This window comes from Sulfitobacter sp. IGS-18 (genome assembly GCF_059628195.1).
Genome location: NZ_JCAQIH010000002.1, coordinates 413002 through 438728, shown reverse-complemented (window position 1 = coordinate 438728; position 25727 = coordinate 413002). Strand labels below are relative to the sequence as shown.

Here is a 25727-nt window from a genome sequence, read left to right as displayed (position 1 = left end):
AATGGGCTGCAGCCGCATCACTGGATGGCCTTAAGTCCGGGATAGGCATCCCGAAACGCCGCATAGGCGTCTGAAAAGGCAACGCTGCAGCTTTGGTTCGGCAGGATTTCCTCTTTGATTTCCGGTGGCAAGATGACGTTTTCCGGCGGGCCGTCAAACGCGGCAATCATGCCCAGTCGCGCCGCGCCAAGTGCAGCACCGAATTCACCCGAGGCCGGTAGCCGCAGCGGGATGTCCAGCGCGGTCGCGATCACCCGGAGCCAGTATCGCGACGCGCTGCCACCGCCAATCGCGATAAGGCTTTCCAGCTTGGCGTCCGTCGCCTGCAACGCGTCAAAGCTGTCGCGCAGTCCGAAAGCCACTCCCTCCAGCACCGCGCGCGTCAGCTCTTCGAGCGTCGTGCCGGTTGAGAGCCCGGTAAAGGCGCCCCTGATCTCGGCATCGTTGTGCGGGGTGCGTTCCCCCGAAAGATAGGGCAAAAATCTGACCGACGACGGCGGCAGCAGGGTATCGCCCAGTGCGCCGGTCAATTCCGACGGCCTTTTGCCCGCGATCCGGGCCAGCCAGTTGAGACTGTCGGTGGCCGAGAGCATGACGCCCATCTGATACCATCGACCGGGAAGGGCGTGGCAAAAGGTGTGAACAGCGGTCTCCGGCGCAGGCCGGTAACCGTCACGGGCCGCCAGCAAAACGCCCGAGGTGCCGAGCGACACAAACCCCTGTCCCTCGTCCAGTGCGCCGATGCCGCATGCGGCGGCGGCATTGTCACCCGCACCGCCCGCGACCGTCACCGGTCCGGCGATCCCCCATCGTGCGGCCAATTCTGTGCGAAGTTCCCCGGCGGCTTCGGACCCTTCCACCAGACGCGGCATCTGATCGGCACGCATGTGGCTGGCCTCCAGCAGACGGGGTGACCACGATCGCCCGCCGACATCCAGCCACGAGGTGCCTGCGCTGTCGGACATGTCTGCAACATAGTCGCCGGTCAGGTAATAGTTCAGATAGGCCGCCGGAAGCAGCACCTTCGCGACCTTGCTGAATATCTCGGGTTCATGCTTGCGGACCCATTCCAGCTTGGGCGCGGTAAAGCCGGGAAAGACGATGTTGCCCGACAGCGCGCGCACCCCTTCGCTGGCGTCCAGATGTGCGGCTTCGGCATAGGATCGGCTATCGTTCCACAGGATGCAGGGCCTTAGAACCGCCCCCGACGCATCCAGCAGCGTCGCACCGTGCATATGACCCGCCACGCCGATGCCGCGCAGGTCCGCAAAGGTGGGGTAGGTTGCGCGCATTTCGTCAATGGCGGCCTCGAGGCCCGCGATCCAGTCGGCCGGATCCTGTTCGGACCAACCGGAGTGCGGATGGGTGGCGTTATAGTGCCGCTCGATCGCGCCGATGGGGGTTCCGTCGCCGTCCACAAGCAATACGCGTAGGCCGGAAGTGCCAAGGTCAATGCCAAGAAATGTCATTCAGGCGCCCTTCAGATAGGTTAGCAGCGCGGCATTCATGCCGTCGTGATACATCATGTTCAACCAGCGTGAAAAGCTGGTGGCAAAGCGCGGGCAATCGGCAAGGTCACCGTAAAGTTGCCGTTGTTCCAGCCACGCGACCGGCGATGATTTTGCCTTCTGCGCCGTAGCGTTCAGCTGAGCCCATTGCGGGTCGTTTGGCGCGATTTCGGACCCGTCGTCACGGGTTCCCTCGCACATGCGCGCCCAGGCGGCCTCGGCCAGCGCCAGACCGTCCAGCGGGGCGTTGGCGGCGCGAGCGTCACGGACAGTGGGCAGGATCATTCCGGTGTGGCGGGATGATCCGTCAAAGGCGATACGCCGGATGGTATCGACGATCCGGGGGTTGGAAAAACGAGTTTCGATCAGATCCACATAGGCGGCGGGCGTCATTCCCGGCACCGGTGTGACGTGAGGCACGATCTCTTCGATCTCGACCTTTCGGAAAAAACCCGCAACCAAAGGGTGCTGCATTGCCTGCGACACGGTTTCAATCCCCAGAACCTCGGCCACGTTGGCGATCAATTGGTGGCCGCCGTTCAGAATGCGGATCTTTTGCGCCTCGTACCCATGTACGTCGTTCGAAAACTGCGCACCGACCTTGTCCCAGTCCGGGCGACCGGCACAAAAATCGTCTTCGATCACCCATTGCCGGAAATGTTCATGGGTGACAGGTGCTCTGTCGTCGATCCCCATGTTGCGGACCAATGTGATTTCCCCTGGTCCCGTGGCGGGAACGATGCAATCGACCATGGAATTGGGAAAGGAGCAGTTGCTCTCAATCCAATCCGCCAGATCCGGATCACTCAACCGCGCAAGCGAAACCACCGTCTGCCGCAAGACGGTGCCGTTGCCTTGCAGGTTGTCGCAACTTTGCACGGTAAAGGGGCCGACGCCTCCATCGCGACGCAGTTTCAGTGCGGCGACTATGGCACCAAAGGCGGTGCACGGGGTATCCGGATGCGCCGCGTCGTGCCGGATGTCCGCATGGGACACATCAAAACCTTTTGAAACGGGATCAATGTAATAGCCGCCCTCGGTCACGGTCAGAGAGACGATGCGAATATCGGGCGCCGCCAACGCGTCGATCAGCTGGCGGTTGCCCTTTTGGACGGGGACATAGCCAATCATTGAGCCGGTGACTTCGCCAACGACACCAGCAGGATCCAATGCGATCAGGGTTGTCAGAAAATCCTGTTTCTCCAGCCGGTTACGCATCTCGTTGTCGTAAGGGCGCACGCCCGCGCCGACAATGGCCCAATCCAGAGCAAGTCCTTGCTGCATCAGCCGGTGCAGATACCAGGACTGATGCGCCCGGTGAAAGTTGCCCAATCCGATGTGGACAATCCCGGCTTTCAGCGTTCTGCGGTCATAGCGGGGCACGTCGATGCCTGCAGGCAGGGCATTCAGCGTGTCGTCTGAGAGGGCGATCATTTTGTGGTCCTTTGCGTGTGCCCCTGGATGAACTCCGTGACCTCTGAAAGTTCTGTGAAGACCGCGATTGCACCGGCATCGCGCAGCACGGCAGCATGCTGGTCCCGTTTTCCGTCCAGATGCTCTCCGCCGACAAAGCCAATGGCGGGAATGCCGGCCGCTCGCGCACCCCGGATACCGTGCGGAGAATCCTCCAGCACGAGGCACTCGGCGGCCTTCAGGCCCAGCCGCTCAAGTGCCAGCACGAACAGGTCAGGCGCGGGCTTTCCGTTTGCGACCTCTTCCGCGCTGCAAGCTGTATCTGCAAAGCACTGTGCAAGCCTCGCGAGTTCCAGCGTTGCAGCCATGCGACGCAATGACCCGCCAGTCGCGATTGCCATGGCGGTGCCTTGTCTCTGCAGACCTGACAGCAACGCATCCGCGCCCGCGATCTTGACCAGTTTGGTCGCGTAGGAGGCCAGCAACCGGTCCTCGACCCGCTGTGCGAAATCCGCAGGGACGGGGCGGCCAAGCCGTTTGGATACATAGTCGACAATCACCGGCATCGCGACCCCGAGAAACCGTTCGCCGACTTCACGGGCACTGGCGTCCTGAATGCCAAGATTGCGCATCTCGACGGCGATGGCCTCAAGCGACAGCGGTTCGCTGTCAACCAGACACCCGTCCAGATCGAATATCACGGCCCGTGTTCTGGGCATGGCGCGTCCCCTCTTGTCTGGGCAGTTCGTAAGAGGGGTCTTCAAATGCGATGCTCGGACCTGCGGTCAAAAAGGTGCACGTCATCCGGATTGATGACAAAGCCAAGTTGCGAACCAGGGCGCGCGTTGATTCGGTCCTTGACCAGCGCGTCGATCAGGTCCTTGCCGGATTTGGCAAAAATTTGCGTTTCTGATCCGGTGGGTTCGACTACAACCACGTCCATGGGAATGCCCGCTGCGCCGATCTGAATGTGCTCGGGACGGATACCGTATGTCACGCCCTGCCCGTCCTGTGCCGATGTCTGAGGCAGGGGCAGTTTCAGTCCACTGTCCGAAACAAAGACCTTGCAGCCGTCTTCGGAAGCGACCTTACCGTGCACGAAATTCATCGACGGCGACCCGATAAAGCTGGCGACAAAGGTGTTTTGCGGATTGTCGTACAGGTCCAGCGGCGAGCCGATTTGTTCCACACGCCCGTCACGCATGACGACGATCTTGTCGGCCATGGTCATGGCTTCGATTTGATCGTGCGTCACATAGACGATGGTGGTGCCCAGACGCTGATGCAGTTCCTTGATCTCAACGCGCATGGTCACGCGCAGCTTGGCATCCAGGTTCGACAGCGGTTCATCGAACAGGAAAACCTGTGGATCACGCACGATGGCCCGCCCCATGGCGACGCGCTGGCGTTGACCTCCCGACAGTTCCTTGGGATAGCGTTTGAGGTATTTGGTCAGGTCAAGGATATCGGCGGCCTTGGTGACCTTTTCGTCTATCTCGGCGGCGGGGCGTTTCGCCATCTTTAGCGGGAAACCTATGTTGTCATAGACGGTTTTGTGCGGGTACAGCGCATAGCTCTGAAACACCATCGCGATGTCTCGCTCCTTGGGCGGTATGTCATTCACGACACGTTCGCCGATCGAGATCGTGCCCTCGCTGACCTCTTCCAAACCGGCAAGCATCCGCAAAAGCGTGGACTTGCCACAGCCCGAAGGGCCGACCAGCACGACGAATTCGCCATCCTCGATATCGACGCTGACGCCATGCATGACCTGCACGTTGCCGTAGCGCTTGATGACGTCATTTATTGTTACGGTGGCCATGTCGCTGTCCCCTATTGCGGAAGTACGATTTGCATCTTCACATCCGCCGGAGGGGCAGACGCGGCGATTTCGAACGCGCGCACGCTGTCCGAAAAGTCGAATGTTCTGGTGATCAGCGGTTTGACGTCGATGGCTCCCGAGCTCAGCATGCCGACGCAGCGCGGAAACACGTGGGCGTAGCGAAAGATATTCTCGATCCGCGCCTCGCGGACCATGGCGGCACCCGCATCATATTGGATCGGATCGGGTTGACCGCCGATCATGACGACACAGCCGCCGGGGCAAAGCGGTTCGAACACGGTTCTTGCCGCATGGGGCGATCCGGTCGCCTCAAAGACAAGGTCCACACCCCAACCGTCCGTGTCGCGTTTGACGATATCGACGATATTCTCTGAACTGACGTTCACCGGCGCGATGGCATCGCTGAGCGATCCAGCAATCTCCAGCTTTTTCTCGGCCAGATCGGTCACGTAAACCCGCGCACAGCCCGCCGCCAATGCCGCCAGCGCCGTCACCAGGCCGATGGGCCCCGCCCCCATGACAACCGCGTTGTCGCCGGGCTTGACCCGCGCCTTGGTGGCGGCGTGGACACCGACAGCCAAGGGTTCGACCATCGCCGCCTCGGCAAAGCTCACATTGTCCGGCAGTTTGAAGGTAAAGGCCTCGGGATGCACGCATGTCGGACGCAGGATCCCGTGTACTGGCGGCGTCGCCCAAAACCGCACCGCCGGGTCGATGTTATACATGCCCAGTTGCGTCGCTCGGCTGTTGGGATCGGGAATACCCGGCTCCATACAGACACGATCCCCGGTCTTCAGCGTTTGCACGTCGGCGCCGACCTCGATCACGGTGCCCGATGCCTCGTGGCCCAGGATCATCGGTTCGTTCACCACGAACGGCCCGATGCGCCCGTGCGTGTAATAGTGGACGTCCGACCCGCAAATGCCCACGGTGTGCAGCTTGATACGCACATCGCGCGGCCCCAGTGTTTCCTCGACCCGGTCAATGGTGGGGAAGTCCCGCAGGTTGAGTTCGTCTTTCTTTTCAAGAACGAGCGCTTTCATGTCTCAGCCTTTTCTGATGATGATAAATGCCATCACCACGGCGATAGCGTTGGCGATCCAGATGGACAGCCCGGCGGGTTCCAGAAACCGGAACCAGAACAGCGACAGCGCGATCCACAGGACGACCGAAATGAAAAGCCGGTCGAACCAGTTCGTCTCGATGGGCAGAAAGCCTGAAGTCTCCTCGGGTGGCGCGTTTTCGTCCTCTTGCTGTGTCGTGGCAAGTGGCGTGTGGCGTGGGTCGCTCATGTCGTTATCCTTTCACCGCGCCAAAGGTCAGCCCCGCGACGATGTGTTTTTGCACAAGGCCAAAGACGATCAGGGCGGGGATCAGCGTAAAGACCGAGATTGTCGCCATGATGCCCCATTCGGTGCCGGTCGACGTCACGTATTCGGAAAGACCCGTGGTCAGGGTGCGTGCGTTGAAATTGGTCAGGGTCGCAGCCAGCAGGTATTCGTTCCAGGCAAAGACCCAGGTCAGGATCAGGGTCACGGCCAGGCCGGGACGGCACAGCGGAAAAACGATCTCGGTAATGACCTTCCATGCGCTGGCACCGTCGACATAGGCCGCTTCGTCCAGTTCTTTCGGAATGCCGTCCACGGTCGGCCGCAGGGTCCAGATCGCAAAAGGTAGGTTGAAGGTGCAATAGACCAGGATCATGCCGATCCGCGTGTCCAGAAGGTTCCAGTCACCCACCGCATAGACCTGTGTCATCAGCAAAAACAGCGGCAGCAAGAACACCGCCGGCGGCGCCATGCGGTTGGTGATGGTCCAGAAGAAGATTGACTCCTTGCCGCTCATGTTGAACCGCGACAGCGCGTAGCAGGCAAAAAACCCAAGCACCGTGCACAGCACCGCATTTCCGGTCGAGATGATGACCGAGTTCAGCATGTAGCTGCGTAAGAGCCGGTCGCCCCAGACCTTGGTATAGTTCCCCCAGAAGGGGTCCGACAAGATCAGCTCGGGTGTCGAAAACAGTTGAACCGCAGGCTTTACCGAAATGACGAACAGCCAGTAGATCGGGAACAGGGTCAGCACGCTGACAAGGCTCCAGAAGACAATACCGATGATCGGGCTTTGCTTTTTCATAGCCTCAGTCCTTCTTGCTGCGGGGTGCAAGCATGGTCACGTACAGCAACCAGCAGGCGACGATCGTGAGGTAGAGAACGACGACCGAAATGGTCGAGCCGTAACCGTAGTTCGTTTTCGGGAACACTTCCTTGAAGATGTGCACGCCGACAAATCGGGTGGCAGAGCCGGGTCCGCCGCCGGTCAGCATCCAGACCTCATCAACCGTTCTGAGGGCGTCCATGAGACGGATGAAAACGGTTGCGACAACGGCGGGGGCAATCATCGGCAGCGTAATGTGCCAAAAGATCTGACGCTTGTTCGCGCCGTCGATCTGCGCCTGTTCAAATGGGTCCGACGGCAACGAAACCAACGCGGCAATCAGCGTCAGGGTCACCAGCGGCGTCCAGTGCCAGATATCCATGATGACCACCGTGGCAAAGGCGGCAGGGGCGGATGTGGCGATGTTCATCGTGATCCCGAACCAATCGTCGAGGAACTTCGGAATGATCCCGATCGAGGGCGTCGTCATCAGCTTCCAGACCGACCCGACGATAATCGGTGCCATGATCAACGGCAGCGTGTGGATCGTGCGAAAGATCGCCTTGCCCGGGAAATCGCGCATGAACGCCTGCGCCAGCACATAGCCAAGGATCAGTTCGGACAGGACGGCGAACAGGACGAACATAACTGTGACGCCTATCGAACTCAGGAACGCGGGGTCAAAGACGATCTGGCGAAAGTTATTCGCGCCGTTGAACACCATCTCTGGATTGACCGCAAAAGGGTTCCATTGATGGAAAGAAACAAAGACGACGTAGATGAAGGGCAAGACACCAAAGAAGAACAGGATCAACAGTGTCGGTGCCAGAAGGATCCAGCCAAGTGTTTTGGATTGCATGACGCACCTTTGCTGTTGTCGATGCCCGACGATGACATCGGCTGTGCCTTGAATGAATGTGACTTGGTTTCGATGTGGGTCGCCGCGTGAAGCCAGCGGCGGCGACCCTGTCGGCAACCTGAGAGGAGATCAGGTTACTTGCGGTAGCCCAGTTCGGTCAAAGTGGATTCTGCCGTCGCGGCCATCTGATCCAGACCTTCCTGAACACCCAGATCACCGGTCAGGATCTGGTAAAAGACCGGCGCTGTTGCTTCGCGGACCTGCGCGTGGAACGGATAGGCCGGGGCCCCTGCGAACAGGTAGCCCTTGTCCTTGATCAGATCATAATAGCCGCTCAGCTTGTCGTTCATCTCCTGAACCTTGGGATCGTCATAGGTCGCGGTGTTGGTCACACGCGGTGCGGCAACCGCCCAATCGGGCTGAACTTCGTTCTGGCCGATATACTGCAAGAACAGCGCGGTGGCTTCCTTGTTCTTTGACGAATGCGGCATGCCGAATGCGCCGCCATCATAATAGCCGATGTAGCCAGTGCCGCCTTCAACTTCTTCCAGAATGCCATCTTTCAGCGGCGGCAGCGCCACGCCAACCTTGCCGACAACCAGCGATTTGGTTTCGTCCGCGGCGATCCAGCCTGCGTTTTCGCCGTAAACCAGACCTTGCGCTGCGCGACCCGCGCCAAAGGTGGTGCCGACCTCGGTCCAGGTCGATGCAGGGCTTTCAGGCGGCGCGATGTCACGCATGGACAGCCACCATTCCATTGCTTCGACTGCTTCGGGGCCGTTCATTTCGCCGCCGTTTTCAACCGAAGCGCCATAGTTGTTGTCCGCGTCGATTCCCCAGTTGTAGACGCCGAAGGTCGGTGCGACTGACTCGAAATATTCATACCAGGACGCCACGTGTCCGGTGTGGGCTTGTGCGGTGGTGCCCCACAGATCCAGGCCGTTTTCTTCGCCGTATGCAGTAAAGAATTGCGCGATCTCGGCATATTCTGCATGGGTCGTCGCGGGGGCAAGGTCACGACCTGTCTTTTCCTTGAACGCCGCTTGAATCTCAGGATCGTTAAAAAGGTCGGTCCGGTAAAGATAGACCTTCAGGAAAGCTTCCATTGGCACACCGTACAGATGGCCTGCATCGTCCTTGAAGTAGTTTGCGAAGGTGGTGAAATTGCTTTCGTCGTAGGTTGTCGCCTTTAGATCCGGATTGTCGGCCAGGAACTGGGTCAGATCGGTCAGAAAGTCGCGGGACAGATACGAATAGATGATGTCCTGTTCGATATAGGCCATGTCATAGATGCCGGTGCCGGCTTCCATGTCCTTGATGGCCTTGTCGAACATCTGATCCCAGGACGTTGTTTCGACGTCGACCCGAATGCCGGTCAACGCCTCGAATTCGGGCGCGAGAACTTCGCGGATGTACAGTGACGGCGGCGACGATTCCGTCACGCCACGGATGGTGACGCCCTGATACGGTTCGGCGGCTGCTTTCCACCAGGCCTCGTCGATTTCGGCAAATGCCGAGGTCGCGGCGACGGTCAGTGCAAGCGCAGATGCGCCTATCTTGAATGTAAAACTCACGGTTTTCCTCCCATTTTTAAGGGCGCAGCGCAGGCTGTTGAGCACACTAAGCGAATCGTTACACGCCACCTCCCGCCGTGACAATGCAATTGCATCAGATGTAATTCAAGTGTAAATTTTCATATGTAAGTATTGCCAGTCATATGTATATGTGCCACCTTGTTGCGCAGTTGTCGCGCATGACGTCGGCATGTCTTGGGGGAGTTCAAATTGGGGCGCGAAGCAATTGAAGACAGTGATGCCTTCGTTACCGAGGTCTGTTGGCACTATTATGTGAACGAAATGACCCAGGCCGATGTAGCGCGTCAGATGGGCGTCACAAGGCTGCGTGTAAATCAGGCGATTCAACGGGCGAAATCGCTGGGTTTCGTGAAAATCCAGATTGAATCGCCGTTTCTGCCGCGTGTTGAGTTGCAGGAGAATCTGAAAGCGGCGCTGGGGCTTCGGCGCGTTGTCGTCGGTTCCGCAAACGAGGCGGATTACGACTATCACAAACCTGTCGGCGCGGCGCTCGCGGCATTGCTTGCGGAACGCCTGGCGACAGGGGGCTGGACCTCCCTGGGGGTGTCCTGGGGTTTGACGCTAGACGCCGCGATCAGAAAGCTCACGCGGCAATCGCACCCGGACCTTGAGGTTGTGTCCATTCTGGGCGGCACGGCAAAGGGGTCGACGTTAAACTCGTTCGGGATTGCTTCGGGCTTTGCCAACGTTCTGGGCGCGCGCTTTTCGGTTCTGACCGCGCCGATCTATCTGTCAGAGGGGATCGACCGCGAACTTTTCCTTTCGCAATACGCGCTTAAGGAACATTTCGAAAAATTCAAAACCCTTGATGCGGTTCTTTTGACCTGTTCGAACGTCTCGGAAAAATCCTTTCTGGTTGAACACGGGCTGCCGCATGGACTTACGCCACAGGTCCTGATCGATGCTGGGGCCATCGGCGATGTGCTGGGGCAGTTTCTCGACCGTAATGGCGCCTCCGTGTCCGAGGCGGTGGACAATCGCACCGTCGGAATGCCGCTTAGCCAGGTTCTGGATGTGCCGGAAAAGATCATGGCTGCCGCAGGCCCCCACAAAGTCGAAATCATCAGGGCGGCCTGCAAACGCAACCTGGTTGATACATTGGTCACCGATGACGTGACTGCGCGCCTTCTGCTTGCGGACGCGCCGGTGCAAGCCAGTGAAGCCGAGTAACTTGAGAGGCACCGGATGCGAAGGTTGGGAACTCACACTTTTGTCTGGACCAGCAGTCGGACCTGGTCACGACTGGAATTTGCTGTGATCACACCCGTCGGCATCGGGTTTTGCCGCACTATCAAAACACGGGTGACGCAATGACATTGGCTGCAGACAGTCTTGGTCCAACTGTGTGCATCGGCGAAATTCTTACCGAATTCGTCGCTACAACCATCGGTTCAGGCTTTGGCGAGCCGATTCCCTTGATGGGGCCTTATCCCAGCGGGGCCCCAGCAATCTTCATAGATCAGTGCGCGCGCTTTGGCGGATCGGCTGCGATGATCGGCGCGGTCGGGGATGATGAATTCGGACGCATGAACATTGAGCGGCTGCGGCGGGACAATGTCGATGTCTCCGGGATAGGTATCAATCCGGAGTTACCCACCGGGACAGCATTCGTTCGATATCGACCTGACGGAGATCGTGACTTCGTATTCAACATGTGGACATCCGCCGCCGGAAGTCTGGCTTGGACCGATGCAGTCGACGCGATCGTTGCGCGCGCCGGGCACCTACACGTTATGGGTACCCTGTTGGGTAACGCGACCGTCTGGCCGATGATTGAATGCGCGGCTGAGATCATATCGAACCGCGGCGGGAGCATTTCGCTCGACCCCAACATGCGCAAGGAATTGCGGGCCGATCCCGCGACCAGCGCGCGCGTCGCTACAATGATCGCTATGTCGGACCTTTTGTTGCCGTCCGGAGACGAGATATTTGTTGCAGCCGGCCTGTCCCCGGATGAGGGCGAAGAAACGGCAACCAAACATCTGTTCCGTCTCGGCGTCTCGGAAATCGCAATTAAGCGCGGCAGGCACGGGTCTAGCTCTCACGAGGCCGATGGCACCCTGACACGTGTTCCGGCGTTCCGGGTCAAAGAAACAGACCCCACCGGCGCCGGAGACTGCTTTGGTGGAGCGTATGTTGCGGCGCGCCGACTGGGCATGAGCACCCGACAATGCCTGACCTACGCAAATGCTGCCGGGGCGCGCAACGTAACGTTCCGCGGACCCATGGAAGGGATCGGGACGCGGCAGGAACTAGACAGATTCATTCAGGAAACGGAGCTTTCGTTGTGACTGCAATCCAGTTGACGGACCTTGCGGGGCTCTATCGTGCGGGACAGGTACGGGGGATCACCTCTGTTTGCTCTGCCCACCCAATTGTCCTGCGCGCAGCACTACGCCATGGGCGCGAATATGGCAGCACTATCCTGATCGAAGCTACCTGTAATCAGGTCAACCATACTGGCGGCTACACAGGCATGACCCCGTCTGATTTTGCCGAACTGGTCCGTGACCTTGCTGAGGAAGAAGATTGCCCACGCGAATTGATCGTGCTTGGAGGCGACCACCTTGGGCCCAATCCGTGGCGGCACCTTCCGGCCGCGGCCGCGATGGAGCAGGCCAGCGACATGATCGCGGCGTATATCAGCGCCGGTTTCCGCAAAATTCACCTTGATACGTCGATGGGCTGTGCAAACGAAGCCGCAACGCTGGATGACGAGACGACAGCCCTGCGGGCCGCACAGCTTGTCGTCCGCGCCGAACAAACCGCCGAGCACTCGGATCTGCCCTTGCCACTTTACATCATTGGCACCGAGGTTCCTCCGCCCGGTGGCGCGGATCACGCGCTGGAAACGATTACGCCGACAAAACCAGATGCGGCCCGCGCGACAATCGAGGTCCATAACAGGATTTTCGCGGAACATGGTCTTTCGGGAATGCAGGGCCGTGTCATCGGGTTGGTGGTCCAGCCCGGCGTGGAATTCGGAAACCAGAATGTCATCCCATATGACGCATCGAAGGCACGCGACCTACTCAGCGTTTTGGAGGCGCATGACGGTCTCGTGTTTGAGGCACACAGCACGGATTATCAGGGCAGGGGTCCGCTGTCGGAAATGGTCAGAGACGGCTTCTCGATCCTTAAAGTTGGTCCTGAGTTGACCTTCGTGCTTCGCGAGGCGCTTTACGCGCTCGACCTTATCGCAAGTGACATGTTGCCCGACTATGGTGACCGCCCTCTTTATCATGCAATGGAAGAGTTGATGCAGACCCATAAGGAGAATTGGGCACGTCACTATTCTGGCACGGACGCAGAACAACGCGTCATGTGCCACTACTCACTGTCGGACCGCATTCGATATTACTGGACAGAAAAAAAGGCGCAGACAGCCGTCGCAAACCTTCTGGCGGCCCTAGACGGGCAGACCGTACCCCTGCCTCTGATGTGGCAACATATGCCACGCGCAGCCCATGCCGCTGGCCGACCGCTCGACCCCGAAACGCTTTTGATCCAGCGCGTCTGCGATACGCTGACCGCATATCACGCCGCCTGCACACCCAAAGAGGTCTGACCTTCGAGTGGATCGAACTTCACCCCATGGCAGATACATCACAGATTATGGAACACAGCGATGAGCACACAATTCGCAGGAAAATCGGTCATCATCACAGGCGCCGGAAAAGGCATTGGACGGGCCTGCGCGGTGGAAATGGCCAAACGCGGCGCATCCGTTTTCGCCATGGCGAGAACCAGATCCGATCTGGACAGTCTCAGCCAGGAAACCGGTTGCTGTCCCATCATCGTCGATCTGATGGACAACAAAGCCGCACGCGCCGCGATGAAAGAGGCTGGCACCTGCGATTTCCTGATCAATTGCGCTGGCACCAATGTCCTTGAAACAGTGCTGGAGATGACGGACGAGGGATATGAGACCGTGATGGGGATCAACCTACGTGCGGCCCTGATCTGTGCGCAGGTTTTCGCACGGGCGCGTGTGGCAGCGGGTGGCGGCGGGGCCATCCTGAACGTGACGTCGATTGCCGGGCATCGCGGGTTTGACGAACACCTGTGCTACGCCGCCTCAAAGGCCGGTCTCGAAGGGGCGACCCGTGTCATGGCCAGGGAACTGGGTGCCCATGGTATCCGCGTCAATGCCGTTGCGCCCACCGTAACAATGACAGAGCTGGCCGCCGCCGCATGGTCCGATCCCGCCAAGAAGGATCCGATGATGGCACGCCACCCCGTCGGCCGCTTTGCCGAGGTCAATGACGTGGCCAAATCCATCGTCATGCTGCTTTCCGACGATGCGCCCATGGTGACCGGCGCCGTTCTTCCTGTCGACGGTGGTTTCCTCGCCGTCTGAACGTTTCAACCCGAACAAAGGAGGCTGACATGGCCGAATCTCTTAACGGAAAAATCGCAGTTGTCACCGGCGCCGCCTCTGGTATCGGTTTGGCCGCCACCGAGGCGCTGCTGGCCGAGGGCGCGACTGTGGTCATGGTGGACCGGGACGAAAACGCCTTGAAAACCTGCATTGACCGGCTGGGCGACAGGGCCATTGCACAGGTCGCTGACCTGCTGGATGCAGACTGCTGCAAGGCAATGGTCCCGTCGATCCTGGAAAAGGTGGATCACATTGATATCCTTTACTGCAACGCCGGCACCTATATCGGCGGTGATCTTGACCAGACCGATCCAGACACCATCGACCGGATGCTGAACCTGAACGTCAATGCCGTGATGAAGAACGTACACGCGGTTATCCCGCATATGAAGCAACGCGGCACCGGTGACATTTGGGTGACCTGTTCGGTTGCCGGTCATGCCGCCATCCCGTGGGAGCCAGTCTACTCGGGGTCCAAATGGGCCATCACTTGTTTCGTGCAGACCATGCGCCGCCAGCTGCGTGAACACGGCATTCGCGTGGGTCAGGTTTCGCCCGGACCTGTGGTGTCCGCGCTGTTGGCCGACTGGCCCGCAGACCGGTTGCAAAAGGCCAAGGACAGCGGTTCGATCATCGAACCGACCGAGGTGTCGGACGCACTGATCTATGCGCTAACGCGTGGACGCAACGTGACAATCCGGGATATGATCATTTTGCCCACGGCATTCGACATCTGACCAAAGTAATGACGGAGGCGGACAGCTGCGTCCTTTTCATTGGTTCTACAGAATGTGGTGACGATGTGTGTGGGGGTTGCTTGGCGCAGCGGCCACTTTTGCATTTCCGAACATACTGGCCCAGTTTGCTGAAGCCGTCTTTGCCGACATTGTCAGGTGGCTGCTTGATCTGTGAGATTGAGACAAGGAGATGATATCAATTGTTCTCCCCGGGCCCTGTAGTGCCATTGCTTACCGCGCTCGGTTATTGGCTGTTTCGTTTGGATCTACGACCGTCTCACCCTGGGCTTGCGAGACGTTAAAGATCTGCTGGCAGAGCACCAGGGTCAGTTTTAACGCGGATATTCGCTTGCATGGCGACGACATTCGTCGTCGGCTCGCCATAATGCTCGGAGATCGCAGCAAGAGGCTGATCCAGCACCGGGATGAGCGGTTCGTCAGGGAAGACCGACACCTGGCGGTCTGTCGGCCAGTTGACATCAATTCGGTCCGGCAGGATGTGAACAGGCTCGACGCTGCGCGCCTGTTGCTGTCACGCGGTGTCTCGCTCAAGTCCGTGGCCGCGCAGGTCGGCCTGTTCGCCGCTGTGCGTCTTTCCGAGTCCTTCGAACGTCGCTTCGGCGTTGCACCGAGGCTGTTCCGGGAGATGCACGCCGGGCTTTGACGGCGCACTCCCCCGGCTGCCTACTGCCCCATGAAACCGGCTGGCGTTTTGCCCTGAAGGTAAGGCTCGATAAAACCGTACAGGAGGTCGACCTGATTGATTACCGCCGTGTGCGAGGTCGCCGGCAGGATGGCAAGGCGCGACTCCGGCAGCGGCTGGCCCATGTCGCCCATCACGCCGCCTCCCAGAAGCCGGAACATCGATACGCTATGTTCGAGCGTTGAGACATCGGCATCGCCCGCGATGATGAGCACCGGCGCTTGAAGTGCCCTGACATCGTTCTCCCAGGCCATCGGTTCCTTTTCCAGGGCGATCAGTTTCTCGACCAGATCGTTGAACCCATCCTTGTTTGGCGCGAGCTTTTGCCATTCCGCTTCCATCGGGCCGCCAGCGAACATCTCCGCAGACATGGTGGGGATGAACTCCCGAAATGCTGGCTGCCAGCCGGTCACATCATAGGCAATCGAGGCACCGATGAGTTGATCGACCTTTTCCGGATGGCGTATGGCCAATTGGAGCCCGGCAGCAGCGCCCATCGAATAGCCAAATACATCCGCTTTCTCGATGCCGACGGCATCCATGAAGGCGGCGGCATCGTCCGCAAGATTGGGATAGGTGATGGGACGATCAATATCCTCGGTGCGACCGTGCCCCTGGAATTCTATCGCGTAAATCTTGTGGGTCTCGGCCAGTCGCGGAATGATCTCTCCCATCGACGGGATGTTCATATAGGCGCCATGGAGGACAACCAGCGGGTCACCTTCGCCGGAAACCTCGTAATACATCTGCATGCCATTGACGTCCACGTAAGCTCCAGTTGGCTCTGTCTGGGCATGTGCGGCGGCAGTCATCAGCAAAACTCCTGCAAGAACGGTGGTGCGTAACATCGTCATCTCCTTTGTTGTGCGTCCTGTCCGGTGTTCCATACATTGAAGACGTTCGGCCGAACCCTCTCCCGACATGCCGACAAAAATTTTTTTTCCGGAACCGGGGGCTGACGGTGGTCTCGAAGGAGCAGCCAGACGGGACCAAATTGCTGCTCGAACCGAGCGACCACCCTGCCGTCAAACCCTGCAGGACGCCCTTGTCGCCGACGGCATCCCGGCCGCGTCTTTCCAGGTCGACGATCTGGATGCAGAGTTCGGGAAACTGAAGGCCAACGGCGTCTCTTTCAGCCGGGACCCTCTGGACGCCGGGCCCGTGCGCATGGCCGTCTTCGATGACAGTTGCGGTAATCTCATCCAGTTGGTCCAGACGGCAGGCGGACAGAAGTAACGATGGGCCGGACATTGCGATGAACCGATAGCACACCAGAGGGAATGCCTAAGGCTTGCCAGTCGTGCGTTCGCCTTCCAATTGATCAAGGTGCTGGCGGATATGCACTGCCTCGGCGGGTGTGTTCGCAAGGGCGATTGCGCGGGTGAAAGCGTCGCGGGCTTCGCTGTTGCGCCCCAATCGTTCCAGCAGATTGCCGCGCACCCCATGAAAATAGAAATAGCCGTCCAGTGGTTCGGCCAGCGGCGCGATCATCTCCAGCGCCGCCGCGGCGCCGTGCAGCTTCCAGATGGCCACCGACCGGTTGAGCGTGACAACGGGCGACGGGGCATGACGTTCGAGGGCTACGTAGAGTTCATCTATCCCGGCCCAGTCCGTATCTTCCTGCCGTTCTGCCCGTGCGTGCAGCGCGGCGATTGCCGCCTGGATCTGATAGGGGCCGGGCTGGCGGTGCAGCATGGCCTTGTCGATCATCGCCAGAGCTTCGGCGATCCGGTGCCGGTTCCACAGCGACCGGTCCTGATCGTCGAGCAGGACCGGCGCGCCCGCCGCGTCGAAGCGCGCTTTCTGCCGCGAGTGCTGCAGCAACATCAGTGCCAGCAGCCCCATCATCTCCGGTTCGGCGGGAAACAGCCGCAGCATGAGCCGCGCCAGCCGGATCGCCTCGTCGCAGAGTTTTGCCCGCTCGCTTGTCGGATTGGCGTCCGTATAGCCCTCGTTGAAGACGAGATAGATCATCGTGGCAACCACCGCGAAACGTTCCGCCCGCTCGACCGGTCCCGGCGTCTCGAACGGAATATCGGCCTTGGCGATGCGGGCCTTGGCGCGGGTAATCCGCTGCTCCATCGCCCGCTCGCCAACCAGAAATGCCGCCGCGATGCGCGGCATGGGGAGGCCGGAAACGATCCTGAGCGCCAGCGCGATCTGCTGGGTGGCAGGCAAGTCGGGATGGCAGCAAACGAAAAGAAGCCGCAGGATGTCGTCGCGGTAATCGGCGGCATCCAGCCGCTCCACCATGTCCGGTTCGGTGTCCTCGCGATCAGAAATCACCGCTTCGTCGGGCAGTCCGGTCAGGCGCGCCTGTTTGCGCTTGTGATCGATGGCGGCGTTGCGACCGACCATGATCAGCCAGCTTGCCGCGTCACGCGGCGGGCCGTTCTTCGGCCAGGACTTCACGGCCCGCAGGCAGGCCTCCTGAAACGCTTCCTCGGCCAGATCGAGGTCGCGGAAATAGCGCAGGAGTGCCGCCACGGCCTGTGGCCGCGCGCCGACAAGACGCGCCTCGATCCAGTCCGGTTCAGGGGGTTGGGGCATCTTCTATAGCCTCTCCATTCGGGTAGTAGAGCGCGATCGGCCGGAGCTCATAGGCACCGCCCGGATTGGCCTCGGCCATCTCGCGCGCGATCTGAACCGCCACTTCGTAGCTGTCCACGTCGACGACATAAAAGCCGAGCAGTTGCTCCTTGGTCTCCGCGAACGGCCCGTCGGTGACGATGTTCTCGGATTTGCGCAGGGTGGTCGCCGCCGTTGTCGGCATCAGCCGGACGATGGGTTCGAAATTCTTCGCCCATTTGCGGTTGACCGCCTTGAGGTTCTCGATGACCTCGGTGTCCTCTGCCTCGGTCCAGGAAGAGGTGATTTCCTCGTTGTGGTAGCAAAGTATCGTGTAGCGCATTTTTCCGAATCTCCATTCAAAGGACCGCGCTACATTGCATGAACCGACATGAAACGAGAACATCAGGCACATTCACGGTATCGTTTTGGTGCGGCAAGGACCGTTATCCAAGAGTTCGGCCCTGACCGCTCCGGTGGTTTCGGCTGGCGGCGCCTGTCTTACGACTCCACGTGGTGTTTGAAACTGTCGAGGATGGACTGCCAGCCGTCGCGCTGCTGCTCGACGGAATTCTCCGTTTCCGGATCGAACGTCAAGCTGACGCGCACGCCACCGTCTTCGGGAATGAACTCCACGCTGGCATGGCGGTCGCCGAAATCATATTCGATGCGCTCATGTTCCACGATCTTCGTGTATGTGCCGGCAAAGTCGAAGCCCATGCTGCCGTCCTTCGCTTCCATCCGCGAGGAAAAGGCGCCGCCTTCCCGAAGATCGACAGTGGCAGCAGGGGTATGCCAGTCATCAGATGGCGTGTTCCACTGCATGATGTTCTCAGGCGTGGTGTAGGAGTCCCAGACCGCCTCGACGGGTGCCGCGACGGTGGTTTCGATGGTGATCGGTTGAGTTGTCATGATGAAATCCTTTGATTGAATCGCGGGGCAATGAGGCGGGGTGCCGCCTTACTGGTTGATCTCCGGCTCGACGAGCTTTGCCAGCTTTCGCAGGCTGTCCTGCCAGCCCAGATAGCAGGCTTCGAGCGGGATCACGTCCGGAACGCCGTCCTGCACGACGGACATTTCCGTGCCGACCGAAACGGCTTTCAGCTCGACGGTCACTTTCATCTCGCCGGGCAGGTTGGGGTCGTCGAAGCGGTCGGTGTAGACCAGCCGTTCACCGGGGACGAGTTCCTTGTACTCTCCGCCGAACGAATGGCTGTTACCGGTCGTGAAGTTACGGAACGACATCCGGTGCTTGCCGCCGACCACGGGCTCCAGCTCGTGGACGGTGCAGAGAAAACCGTATGGTGGCAGCCAGCTGGCCACGGCGTCGGATTCGAGAAACGCCCGATAGACCTTTTCGGGTTTCGCGGCGATGACTCGGTGCAGGCGAACGGTGTTGGTCATGATGTTATCCTTTCTTGTTCATCTATCTTGAAGACGTCCGGCCAACCGGCATCCCGACATCGTGGGACAATTTTTTTAAGATTTATGCCGCGGTTGGGCGGACGGGCTGTTCCCCACCACTCGGCCAGTGCCGCCAGATAGGCCGCGTCAGCTTGTACTCATCCGTCAGGAAGGTTGACGCGGATGCGATGGCCATCCGGATCCAGTGCAACGAAGGTGAGTCCGAAAACCGCTTCTGCCAGGTCCTGCTCGATCACGACGCCGTCGGCCTTCCAGGTGTTGTAGAGTTGGCGGACGATGTCGGCGGACTGCACCTGAAAGGCCAGTTCCGATCTGTGTCCGTTGCCGCCCGAGACGAAATTGCTGGCGCTTGTCGACCAAAGGCCAAGAATGAAGCCGTCATCGAATTCGAAGCACTGGTATGTCGGAAAACCTTTGGCAGGCTTTCCAAGAATCCCTTCATAGAATTTCGCGCTTTCGAGCGGGTCGGAAACATAGAGGATGATCAGGTTCGGCGTAATCATGGCATTGACCTCGTTGGTTGTTGACCAGTCTTTCCTAATCGTTGCCTGTGACAGAAAATGGCAGTATGTGCAGGTCATGCGAACGGCCCGGCTCCTTAGGCTCTGGACCCATTGATTCTATATGCTCAGCGGCGATTTCACGAAATTTCAATGGTTTGGGGCGTGCAGCCAATAGTGGTTCTATTTGCAAGCGACCCAAGACGTTGAAATGAAGTGAAATCGCCGCCCTCCGGGTTTGACGGATTTTCCCGCAGCCTGCGGCGCATCTGCTTGAAATAGAACCACTATTCTTGCGCAGATGCTTCTTGTCTGCGAAAAAATCTGTCAAACTGAGTATATAGAATTAATGGGTCCAGAGCCTAATCTGCTTCAGATTCTCCGACAGTCCCGAACGCCGGTCAGCGGCCATGATCTTGCGCGGGAACTGGGGACAAGCATTCGCACGCTCTACCGGGACATCGCCACGCTTCAGGCAGAAGGCGCGGATATCGAGGGATCACCGGGCGTCGGCTATGTTCTGAACAAGGGCTTCTTCTTGCCTCCCCTGATGTTTTCCGAAGAGGAGATGCTCGCCCTCATGCTGGGTATGAAATGGGTTTCGGGCTACGGCGACAAGCCGCTCTCCCAGGCCTCGAAGCAGGTGCTCGCCAAAGTCGAGCGCGTGGTGCCCGAGGCTGCTCTGGACGCGGCCTCGGCAATACCCTTTGGAATTGGTGAGGCGCATTCGGACAGGCGCGCCGAGGAAGACCTGAGCGACCTTCGGGATGCCATCCGGCGGGAACGAAAACTGCGGATCATCTATGAAAAGCCGGACCAGACGGTTTCGGAACGGATCATTTGGCCGATAGCCATTGGTTACTTTGCCAGCGGACACGTCCTTGTCGGTTGGTGCGAGATCAGTCGCGGCTTCCGGCATTTCAGAACGGACCGGATACGGGACCGCGAGTTGCTGCACGACAGGATCTCAAAACGGCGCACCGATCTGATGAAAGAATGGAAATCCCGACGCCAATCCTGACTCCCGACATTCCTGATGATTTCTTTCAAGGCCGGGATGCCGCGGTCATACGTTGCAACGACCTCCCTCACCAAACAGGTCGACCGATCACATGACCGCGCAAATCGGCATTGATCGGTTGGTTGCCATCATATTTTGCAATCTCCGGCAGGAGGTGGGCGCTTGATGAGCAAGATCTTTTGCCGATTGGCCCCGTGCCTTTTACGCCTCAAGTGCACCAGCTGGATCATTTTAAGCCAAACGCTTGCAAGCCCCGTTTGGTGGGCAGATCGCGCATATTTCAACCAATGCACAGAGCCTCATTTTTTCAGCCCGTCGACAAAGATGTCGAGGATGCGCAGGACATTTTCGCGCCAGTCAGGGCCGGGCTGGCGCGCATAGCAGATGGCATAGAGGGTTTGCATGAGGTCTTCGGCGCTGACCCCTTCGCGGATTTCTCCGACATTGCGGCCCTTGTCCAGAAGCCGGTCAACCGCGGCGAGCACAAGGCTGGAGCGTTCGGTATAGCCCTGTTTCAGGTCCTCCGTCATGACCAGGCTCATTGCGCCCAGCATGCCGCGCTTGGTTTCCACCAGGTCGACATTGGCGTGCAGCCAGCTGCGGATGGCCTCAAGGGGGGCATCCCTTTCAACCAGGTCTTCGGCGGTGACAATGAGCTGGTCCAATTCGCGGCTGAAGACCGCCATGAACAGTTCTTCACGGGTGGGAAAGTGCCGGTAAAGCGTGCCGATGCCAACGCCGGCGCGCCGTGCGACGGCCTCCAGACTCGCATTTGGCCCGCCGCGCCCCAGAATTTCCTTGGCCGCTTCGAGCAGCAGCTCACGGTTCTTTTGTGCGTCGGCGCGCGGCTTTCTTTTGCGAACTTCTGCCAAAATCTGCCTTTCATCTTGAAAACGGAGGATGCCTCCGTATATTCTGCTTCAGACGGCGGCACCGCGCCGCTTGATTTCTTATACCGGACCTCGCCTGCGAGTGACCACACCTAGAAAATAGCATAACAGGGAGGACATATGTCACTCTTCATCAGCCTGACCCTCAACGGGGAGGTGCGTGACGTCTCCATTGATGACCCGCGCGTGACACTGCTTGATCTGCTTCGCGAACGTCTGGCGCTGCCCGGCACCAAGAAAGGCTGCGACCGTGGCCAGTGTGGTGCCTGCACGGTGCTGGTGAACGGGCGGCGTGCGAACGCCTGCCTGATGCTTGCGGCGGGTCTCGACGGTGCAGAGATCACCACAATTGAAGGCCTTGCAAGGGGCGGGGATCTGCACCCGGTGCAGGCCGCCTTTATCGAACATGACGGGTTCCAGTGCGGCTATTGTACGCCGGGCCAGATCATGAGCGCCGTCGGGCTGATCGCCGAAGGGGATGCCGGGAGCGATCCGGAGCGTATCCGCGAGGGCATGAGCGGTAACATCTGCCGCTGCGGTGCCTATCACGGAATCACCCTTGCTGTGCAGGAAGCGAGCCGCCGGATGGCTGCCAAGGAAGAGGGGGACGCGGCATGAAGCATTTTGATTATTTGCAGCCAAAAACCATGGATGAGGCGCTGGCGAGCTGGGAGCCGGGTGCGTCATGGCTTGGTGGGGGGACCAATCTGGTTGACCTGATGAAGCTGGGCGTTGCCCAACCGCAGCGGGTGATCGACCTGACCCGGATTCCCGACCTGGGCGAGATCACCTTTCAACAGGATGGATCGGTGCGGATCGGGGCGATGGTCAGCAATGCGGCCCTGGCCCGCCACGCGGGCTTCGCCCAGCACTTTCCGATGGTGGCCGAGGCGCTGCTTTCAGGGGCCTCGGGGCAGCTTCGCAATATGGCGACAGTCGCGGGCAATCTGATGCAGCGTACCCGTTGTGCTTATTTCCAGGAGGAAACGGCAGCCTGCAACCGGCGCAATCCCGGTGCGGGGTGTGATGCGCGCGACAGTGACGAAGAGCTGCGCGCGCTGCTGGGGGCCAGCCCGGCTTGTGTGGCGACAAACCCGTCGGACTTCTGCGTGCCGCTTGCGGCGCTGGAAGCGCAGGTCGAGGTGCGCGGCGTGAATGGAACGCGTCGGATCCCCTTTTCGGAATTCCACCTGCTTCCGGGCGACCATCCGGCGCGTGAGACGGCGCTGGAGGAGGGCGAGTTGATCGTCGCCCTGCACCTGTCCGCCGAGGCGGCCGGGTTTGCCGGACGTGCGCGGTATCTGAAGGTGCGCGACCGCACGTCCTTTGCCTTTGCCACCACGGCAGCCGCCGCTGCGCTGCGGATGGAGGATGGCATCATCGTGGAGGGACGGCTGGCGCTTGGCGCGGTTGCGGCCAGGCCGTGGCGGGTCGCCGAGGCCGAGGCGCTGCTGGTCGGGCAGGCCCCGGATGCTGCGCTGTTTGCGCGCGTCGCCGAGGCGGCGATGGCGGGGGCAGAGGCCCCGGCGCACCTGGAATGGAAGATCGACCTTGCCCGCCGCACTGCTGCGCGCGCACTTGCCATGGCTGCGGCCGGCACACCGGCACAGATGCCGGCGCTGCCCGCATCCCCCTTTGGCCAACAGAACGGAGACCTCGCCCATGTCTGACACGCTTTCACCGCAAATCCGTTTCGGCTCCAACGCGGGTCAGCCTGCCACGCGGCGGGACGGTCTTGCCAAGGTCACCGGCGTTGCAACCTTTGCCGCCGACAACACGCCCGAGGGGTTGCTTTATGCGGTCTACGCCCCGGCAAAGATCGCGCGTGGCCGGGTCAGCCAGCTTGACGTTGCCGCAGCAGAGGCGCACCCCGGTGTGACCCATGTCATCACGCCGCAGAACCGGCCCGAGTTGCAGGGCGACCCTTCGGCCAAGCCGACGATGTTCTCCTTCCGCACCGAAGTCTTGCAGGACGACACAGTGCGCTATGCAGGACAGCCGATTGCACTGGTGCTGGGCGAGACATTGGAAGCCGCCACCGAGGGCGCGCGCCTGCTGGCACCGCAGTACGAGGCCGATCCGGTGCGTGTGGGATTGGATGACAACCCCGCCACCGGCTTTGAGCCGGCCGGCTTTGGCCTGCCGGGCGGGGCGAGCCACGGCGATGTCGAGGCGGGGCACGCGGCTGCCGCGCGTAGCATCGACGTCAGCTATGAGACAGCGGCGCAGTATCACAATGCGATGGAAACCCATGCGATTGTGGCGCAGTGGGACGGGGACCATCTGACGCTGGATACGCCCAGTCAGGCGCTGAATCTCTCCTGTGCGGGCTTTGCCTATTTCTTTGGAATCCCGCCCGAGAATGTGACACTGCGCAGCCCCTATATCGGCGGCGGGTTCGGATCAAAGGCGATCCCGACCGGACCGCAGGTGCTGGCGATCCTCGCTGCGCGGATGACGCAGCGGCCGGTCAAGCTGATGTTCACCAGACAGCAGATGTTCGGGCCTGTCGGTCACCGCGGTGCGACGCGCCAGCGGCTTCGGATGGGTGTGGACGAGACTGCGGCGCTTACGGTGATCGACCATGACGGGCTGGCGGAAACCTCGACCTTTGATGATTTTGTGGAGCCGGCGGCGAATGCTTCGCAGGGCCTTTATGCAGCCGGTGCCTTGCGGGCCAGCCACCGGCTGGTGCGGCTTGATGTCGGCACGCCCGGACCCATGCGCGCACCGGGCGAGGCTTCCGGGTCCGCTGCCCTGGAATGCGCGATGGACGAGATGGCCGAAGCGGCGGGGATGGACCCGCTTGAATTCCGCCTGCGCAACTATGCCGAAACCCAACCCGGCACCGGGCTTCCCTATTCCTCCAAGGCGTTGCGGGAGTGTTACGCAGAAGGCGCGGCGCGGTTTGGCTGGGAGGGGCGGCCTCTGGAACCCCGGCAAATGCGGGACGCCGATGGATTGCTGACCGGCTGGGGCATGGGAACGGCGCTGTTTCCCTGCCCGATGTTCGCCGCCGAAGCGCGGGCGACGCTGCGTCCCGATGGAACGGCGCTGTTCGAGACCTCTGCCGTTGATATGGGGCAGGGGGCCTGGACCGTGTTGGCCCAGATTGCTGCGGACAGCCTTGGCCTGACGCTGGATCAGGTCGAGTTCCGCGCCGGACATTCGGCATTGCCGGACGGCGGCGTCGCGGGTGGGTCAGGGCATACCGCCACGGCAGGCGGTGCGCTGCATGCCGCGGGTGGTGATGTCTTGCGCCAGCTTGGCGAACTTGCCACTGCTGATCCGCAGTCGCCCCTTTATGGCGCTGGTAATTCAAGCCTCGTGGCGCGGGACGGTTGGTTGTTGCTTGAGGCGGATGAGAGCCGCCGGGAACGCTTTGCTGACATCCTGATACGTGCTGGACAGACAGAGATGATCGGAACCGGCCACGGCGGCCGCGCGCCAGAGGCCGCCGGACGCCATGCGATGAACTCCCATGGTGCTGTCTTTGCCGAGGTGAAGGTGGACCCGGATCTGTGCCAGGTTCGGGTGACCCGGCTGGTGGGGGCCTTTGCCGCCGGGCGGATCATCAACCCGCGGCTGACCGAAAGCCAGCTTATGGGGGGCATGATCTGGGGCACGTCTTTTGCCCTGCATGAGGCCGCCCGGCACGACCGGCGCAGCGGGCGCATCGTGAACGCGGATTTCGCGGGCTACCATGTGCCGGTGAACGCGGATGTGAGCGGGCTTGAGGTGATCACGGTGCATGAAGACGATCCTTACGTGAACGCGTTGGGGATCAAGGGTGTGGGCGAGATTGGCATCGTCGGGACGGTCGGGGCCATTGGCAACGCGATCTGGCATGCAACCGGCAAACGCGTGCGCCATTTCCCGATCCGCATCGCGGATTTGCTCGCGCCCTGAACGCCAGCGCTATCGTCACGAGTGGCGCGAATACGGCTGGTCTGAACCGGATGAACATTGCGCTTCAGAAGGCCGGATCGGCAATAGCGACCTTATGGGGTGCGATCACCGGCACATCACGCGTGACCGCGACAAGGGATCTGCAAGAACCTGTCGGGATGGGTGCCCTGACGCGTGGCGGCGAACGCCGGTACAGGCGTTACTGGCCGAAGCTTGATGGG

The 25727-nt window shown here is 60.2% G+C and carries 26 protein-coding genes and 1 pseudogene; 11 read left to right on the top strand and 16 right to left on the bottom strand.

The features are described from left to right. Window positions 1–17 precede the first annotated feature (17 nt). The 9 genes from xylB to ACWNZ3_RS20200 form a co-directional block, all read right to left on the bottom strand. On the bottom strand, window positions 18–1469 hold the full coding sequence (gene xylB, locus ACWNZ3_RS20240; protein ID WP_496902067.1) for a xylulokinase: 1452 nt from the start codon (window positions 1467–1469) through the stop codon (window positions 18–20). Beyond that, on the bottom strand, window positions 1470–2942 hold the full coding sequence (locus ACWNZ3_RS20235; RefSeq protein ID WP_496902066.1) for a mannitol dehydrogenase family protein: 1473 nt from the start codon (window positions 2940–2942) through the stop codon (window positions 1470–1472). Further along, window positions 2939–3640, bottom strand: coding sequence for an HAD family hydrolase (locus tag ACWNZ3_RS20230; RefSeq protein WP_274574714.1), 702 nt, complete (start codon window positions 3638–3640; stop codon window positions 2939–2941). Before ACWNZ3_RS20230 ends, ACWNZ3_RS20235 begins: the two co-directional genes overlap by 4 nt. 41 nt (window positions 3641–3681) lie before the next feature. Then, on the bottom strand, window positions 3682–4743 hold the full coding sequence (locus ACWNZ3_RS20225) for an ABC transporter ATP-binding protein (protein ID WP_496902065.1): 1062 nt from the start codon (window positions 4741–4743) through the stop codon (window positions 3682–3684). Between the two features lie 11 nt (window positions 4744–4754). Then, a complete protein-coding gene (locus tag ACWNZ3_RS20220) occupies window positions 4755–5807 on the bottom strand; it encodes an NAD(P)-dependent alcohol dehydrogenase (RefSeq protein ID WP_496902064.1) in 1053 nt (350 codons plus the stop codon). Between the two features lie 3 nt (window positions 5808–5810). Then, window positions 5811–6056, bottom strand: coding sequence for a DUF2160 family membrane protein (locus ACWNZ3_RS20215; protein WP_496902063.1), 246 nt, complete (start codon window positions 6054–6056; stop codon window positions 5811–5813). Window positions 6057–6060: 4 nt separating this feature from the next. Beyond that, window positions 6061–6897 (bottom strand): carbohydrate ABC transporter permease, encoded by an 837-nt coding sequence (locus ACWNZ3_RS20210; protein WP_269360425.1) that lies wholly within the window; start codon window positions 6895–6897, stop codon window positions 6061–6063. Window positions 6898–6901: 4 nt separating this feature from the next. Next, complete coding sequence (locus ACWNZ3_RS20205) at window positions 6902–7777, bottom strand: carbohydrate ABC transporter permease (protein ID WP_496902062.1); 876 nt, start codon at window positions 7775–7777, stop codon at window positions 6902–6904. A 134-nt stretch (window positions 7778–7911) separates the two neighbouring features. Next, window positions 7912–9351, bottom strand: a complete 1440-nt coding sequence (locus ACWNZ3_RS20200) for an extracellular solute-binding protein (protein WP_496902061.1) — start codon at window positions 9349–9351, stop codon at window positions 7912–7914. Window positions 9352–9561: 210 nt separating this feature from the next. Here ACWNZ3_RS20200 and ACWNZ3_RS20195 point away from each other — a divergent pair, with 210 nt between their 5' ends. From ACWNZ3_RS20195 to ACWNZ3_RS20170, 6 genes are all read left to right on the top strand, one after another. After that, window positions 9562–10542: a sugar-binding transcriptional regulator gene (locus tag ACWNZ3_RS20195; RefSeq protein WP_269360428.1), complete on the top strand. Its 981-nt coding sequence runs from the start codon at window positions 9562–9564 to the stop codon at window positions 10540–10542. Between the two features lie 140 nt (window positions 10543–10682). Further along, window positions 10683–11663 (top strand): tagatose kinase, encoded by a 981-nt coding sequence (locus tag ACWNZ3_RS20190; RefSeq protein ID WP_496902060.1) that lies wholly within the window; start codon window positions 10683–10685, stop codon window positions 11661–11663. Next, window positions 11660–12940 carry a class II D-tagatose-bisphosphate aldolase non-catalytic subunit gene (locus ACWNZ3_RS20185; RefSeq protein ID WP_496902059.1) on the top strand — a complete coding sequence of 427 codons (1281 nt, stop codon included), beginning with the start codon at window positions 11660–11662 and terminating at the stop codon, window positions 12938–12940. Before ACWNZ3_RS20190 ends, ACWNZ3_RS20185 begins: the two co-directional genes overlap by 4 nt. A 60-nt stretch (window positions 12941–13000) precedes the next feature. Continuing rightward, window positions 13001–13732, top strand: coding sequence for an SDR family oxidoreductase (locus ACWNZ3_RS20180; RefSeq protein ID WP_496902058.1), 732 nt, complete (start codon window positions 13001–13003; stop codon window positions 13730–13732). Between the two features lie 29 nt (window positions 13733–13761). After that, window positions 13762–14490, top strand: coding sequence for an SDR family oxidoreductase (locus ACWNZ3_RS20175; protein WP_496902057.1), 729 nt, complete (start codon window positions 13762–13764; stop codon window positions 14488–14490). Between the two features lie 349 nt (window positions 14491–14839). After that, complete coding sequence (locus ACWNZ3_RS20170; protein WP_496902056.1) at window positions 14840–15154, top strand: hypothetical protein; 315 nt, start codon at window positions 14840–14842, stop codon at window positions 15152–15154. Window positions 15155–15174: 20 nt separating this feature from the next. Here ACWNZ3_RS20170 and ACWNZ3_RS20165 read toward each other — a convergent pair whose 3' ends face one another. Further along, window positions 15175–16041: an alpha/beta fold hydrolase gene (locus ACWNZ3_RS20165; protein WP_496902055.1), complete on the bottom strand. Its 867-nt coding sequence runs from the start codon at window positions 16039–16041 to the stop codon at window positions 15175–15177. A gap of 98 nt (window positions 16042–16139) precedes the next feature. Here ACWNZ3_RS20165 and ACWNZ3_RS20160 point away from each other — a divergent pair. After that, window positions 16140–16429 (top strand): annotated as a pseudogene (locus tag ACWNZ3_RS20160) (VOC family protein); the annotation flags it as partial. 48 nt (window positions 16430–16477) lie between these two features. Here ACWNZ3_RS20160 and ACWNZ3_RS20155 read toward each other — a convergent pair. The 5 genes from ACWNZ3_RS20155 to ACWNZ3_RS20135 all read right to left on the bottom strand — a co-directional run bounded on the left by ACWNZ3_RS20155 (window position 16478) and on the right by ACWNZ3_RS20135 (window position 19689). After that, a complete protein-coding gene (locus tag ACWNZ3_RS20155) occupies window positions 16478–17743 on the bottom strand; it encodes an RNA polymerase sigma factor (RefSeq protein WP_496902054.1) in 1266 nt (421 codons plus the stop codon). Beyond that, complete coding sequence (locus ACWNZ3_RS20150) at window positions 17727–18104, bottom strand: YciI family protein (RefSeq protein WP_274574688.1); 378 nt, start codon at window positions 18102–18104, stop codon at window positions 17727–17729. The genes ACWNZ3_RS20155 and ACWNZ3_RS20150 overlap by 17 nt, the downstream gene beginning before the upstream one ends. 158 nt (window positions 18105–18262) lie before the next feature. Then, window positions 18263–18673: an SRPBCC family protein gene (locus ACWNZ3_RS20145; RefSeq protein ID WP_496902053.1), complete on the bottom strand. Its 411-nt coding sequence runs from the start codon at window positions 18671–18673 to the stop codon at window positions 18263–18265. 48 nt (window positions 18674–18721) lie between these two features. Continuing rightward, window positions 18722–19165 (bottom strand): SRPBCC family protein, encoded by a 444-nt coding sequence (locus ACWNZ3_RS20140; protein WP_274574685.1) that lies wholly within the window; start codon window positions 19163–19165, stop codon window positions 18722–18724. 158 nt (window positions 19166–19323) lie between these two features. Beyond that, a complete protein-coding gene (locus ACWNZ3_RS20135; RefSeq protein WP_496902307.1) occupies window positions 19324–19689 on the bottom strand; it encodes a VOC family protein in 366 nt (121 codons plus the stop codon). A 346-nt stretch (window positions 19690–20035) separates the two neighbouring features. On the opposite strand from ACWNZ3_RS20135, the gene ACWNZ3_RS20130 reads away from it, so the two are divergent. Further along, window positions 20036–20707, top strand: a complete 672-nt coding sequence (locus ACWNZ3_RS20130; protein ID WP_496902052.1) for a helix-turn-helix transcriptional regulator — start codon at window positions 20036–20038, stop codon at window positions 20705–20707. A gap of 299 nt (window positions 20708–21006) precedes the next feature. Here the strand turns inward: ACWNZ3_RS20130 and ACWNZ3_RS20125 are convergent, their stop codons facing one another. Next, the gene (locus ACWNZ3_RS20125; protein WP_274574680.1) at window positions 21007–21579 is read right to left on the bottom strand and encodes a TetR/AcrR family transcriptional regulator; all 573 of its coding nucleotides are present in this window, start codon (window positions 21577–21579) and stop codon (window positions 21007–21009) included. Between the two features lie 138 nt (window positions 21580–21717). Between ACWNZ3_RS20125 and ACWNZ3_RS20120 the strand changes: the two genes are divergently transcribed. Genes ACWNZ3_RS20120 through ACWNZ3_RS20110 form a run of 3 tightly spaced genes read left to right on the top strand, consistent with a single transcriptional unit; the run spans window position 21718 to window position 25506 of the window. Then, the gene (locus ACWNZ3_RS20120) at window positions 21718–22215 is read left to right on the top strand and encodes a (2Fe-2S)-binding protein (protein WP_496902051.1); all 498 of its coding nucleotides are present in this window, start codon (window positions 21718–21720) and stop codon (window positions 22213–22215) included. Beyond that, window positions 22212–23267: an FAD binding domain-containing protein gene (locus tag ACWNZ3_RS20115; RefSeq protein ID WP_496902050.1), complete on the top strand. Its 1056-nt coding sequence runs from the start codon at window positions 22212–22214 to the stop codon at window positions 23265–23267. The genes ACWNZ3_RS20120 and ACWNZ3_RS20115 overlap by 4 nt, the downstream gene beginning before the upstream one ends. Next, on the top strand, window positions 23260–25506 hold the full coding sequence (locus ACWNZ3_RS20110; RefSeq protein WP_496902049.1) for a xanthine dehydrogenase family protein molybdopterin-binding subunit: 2247 nt from the start codon (window positions 23260–23262) through the stop codon (window positions 25504–25506). The genes ACWNZ3_RS20115 and ACWNZ3_RS20110 overlap by 8 nt, the downstream gene beginning before the upstream one ends. Window positions 25507–25727 lie beyond the last annotated feature (221 nt).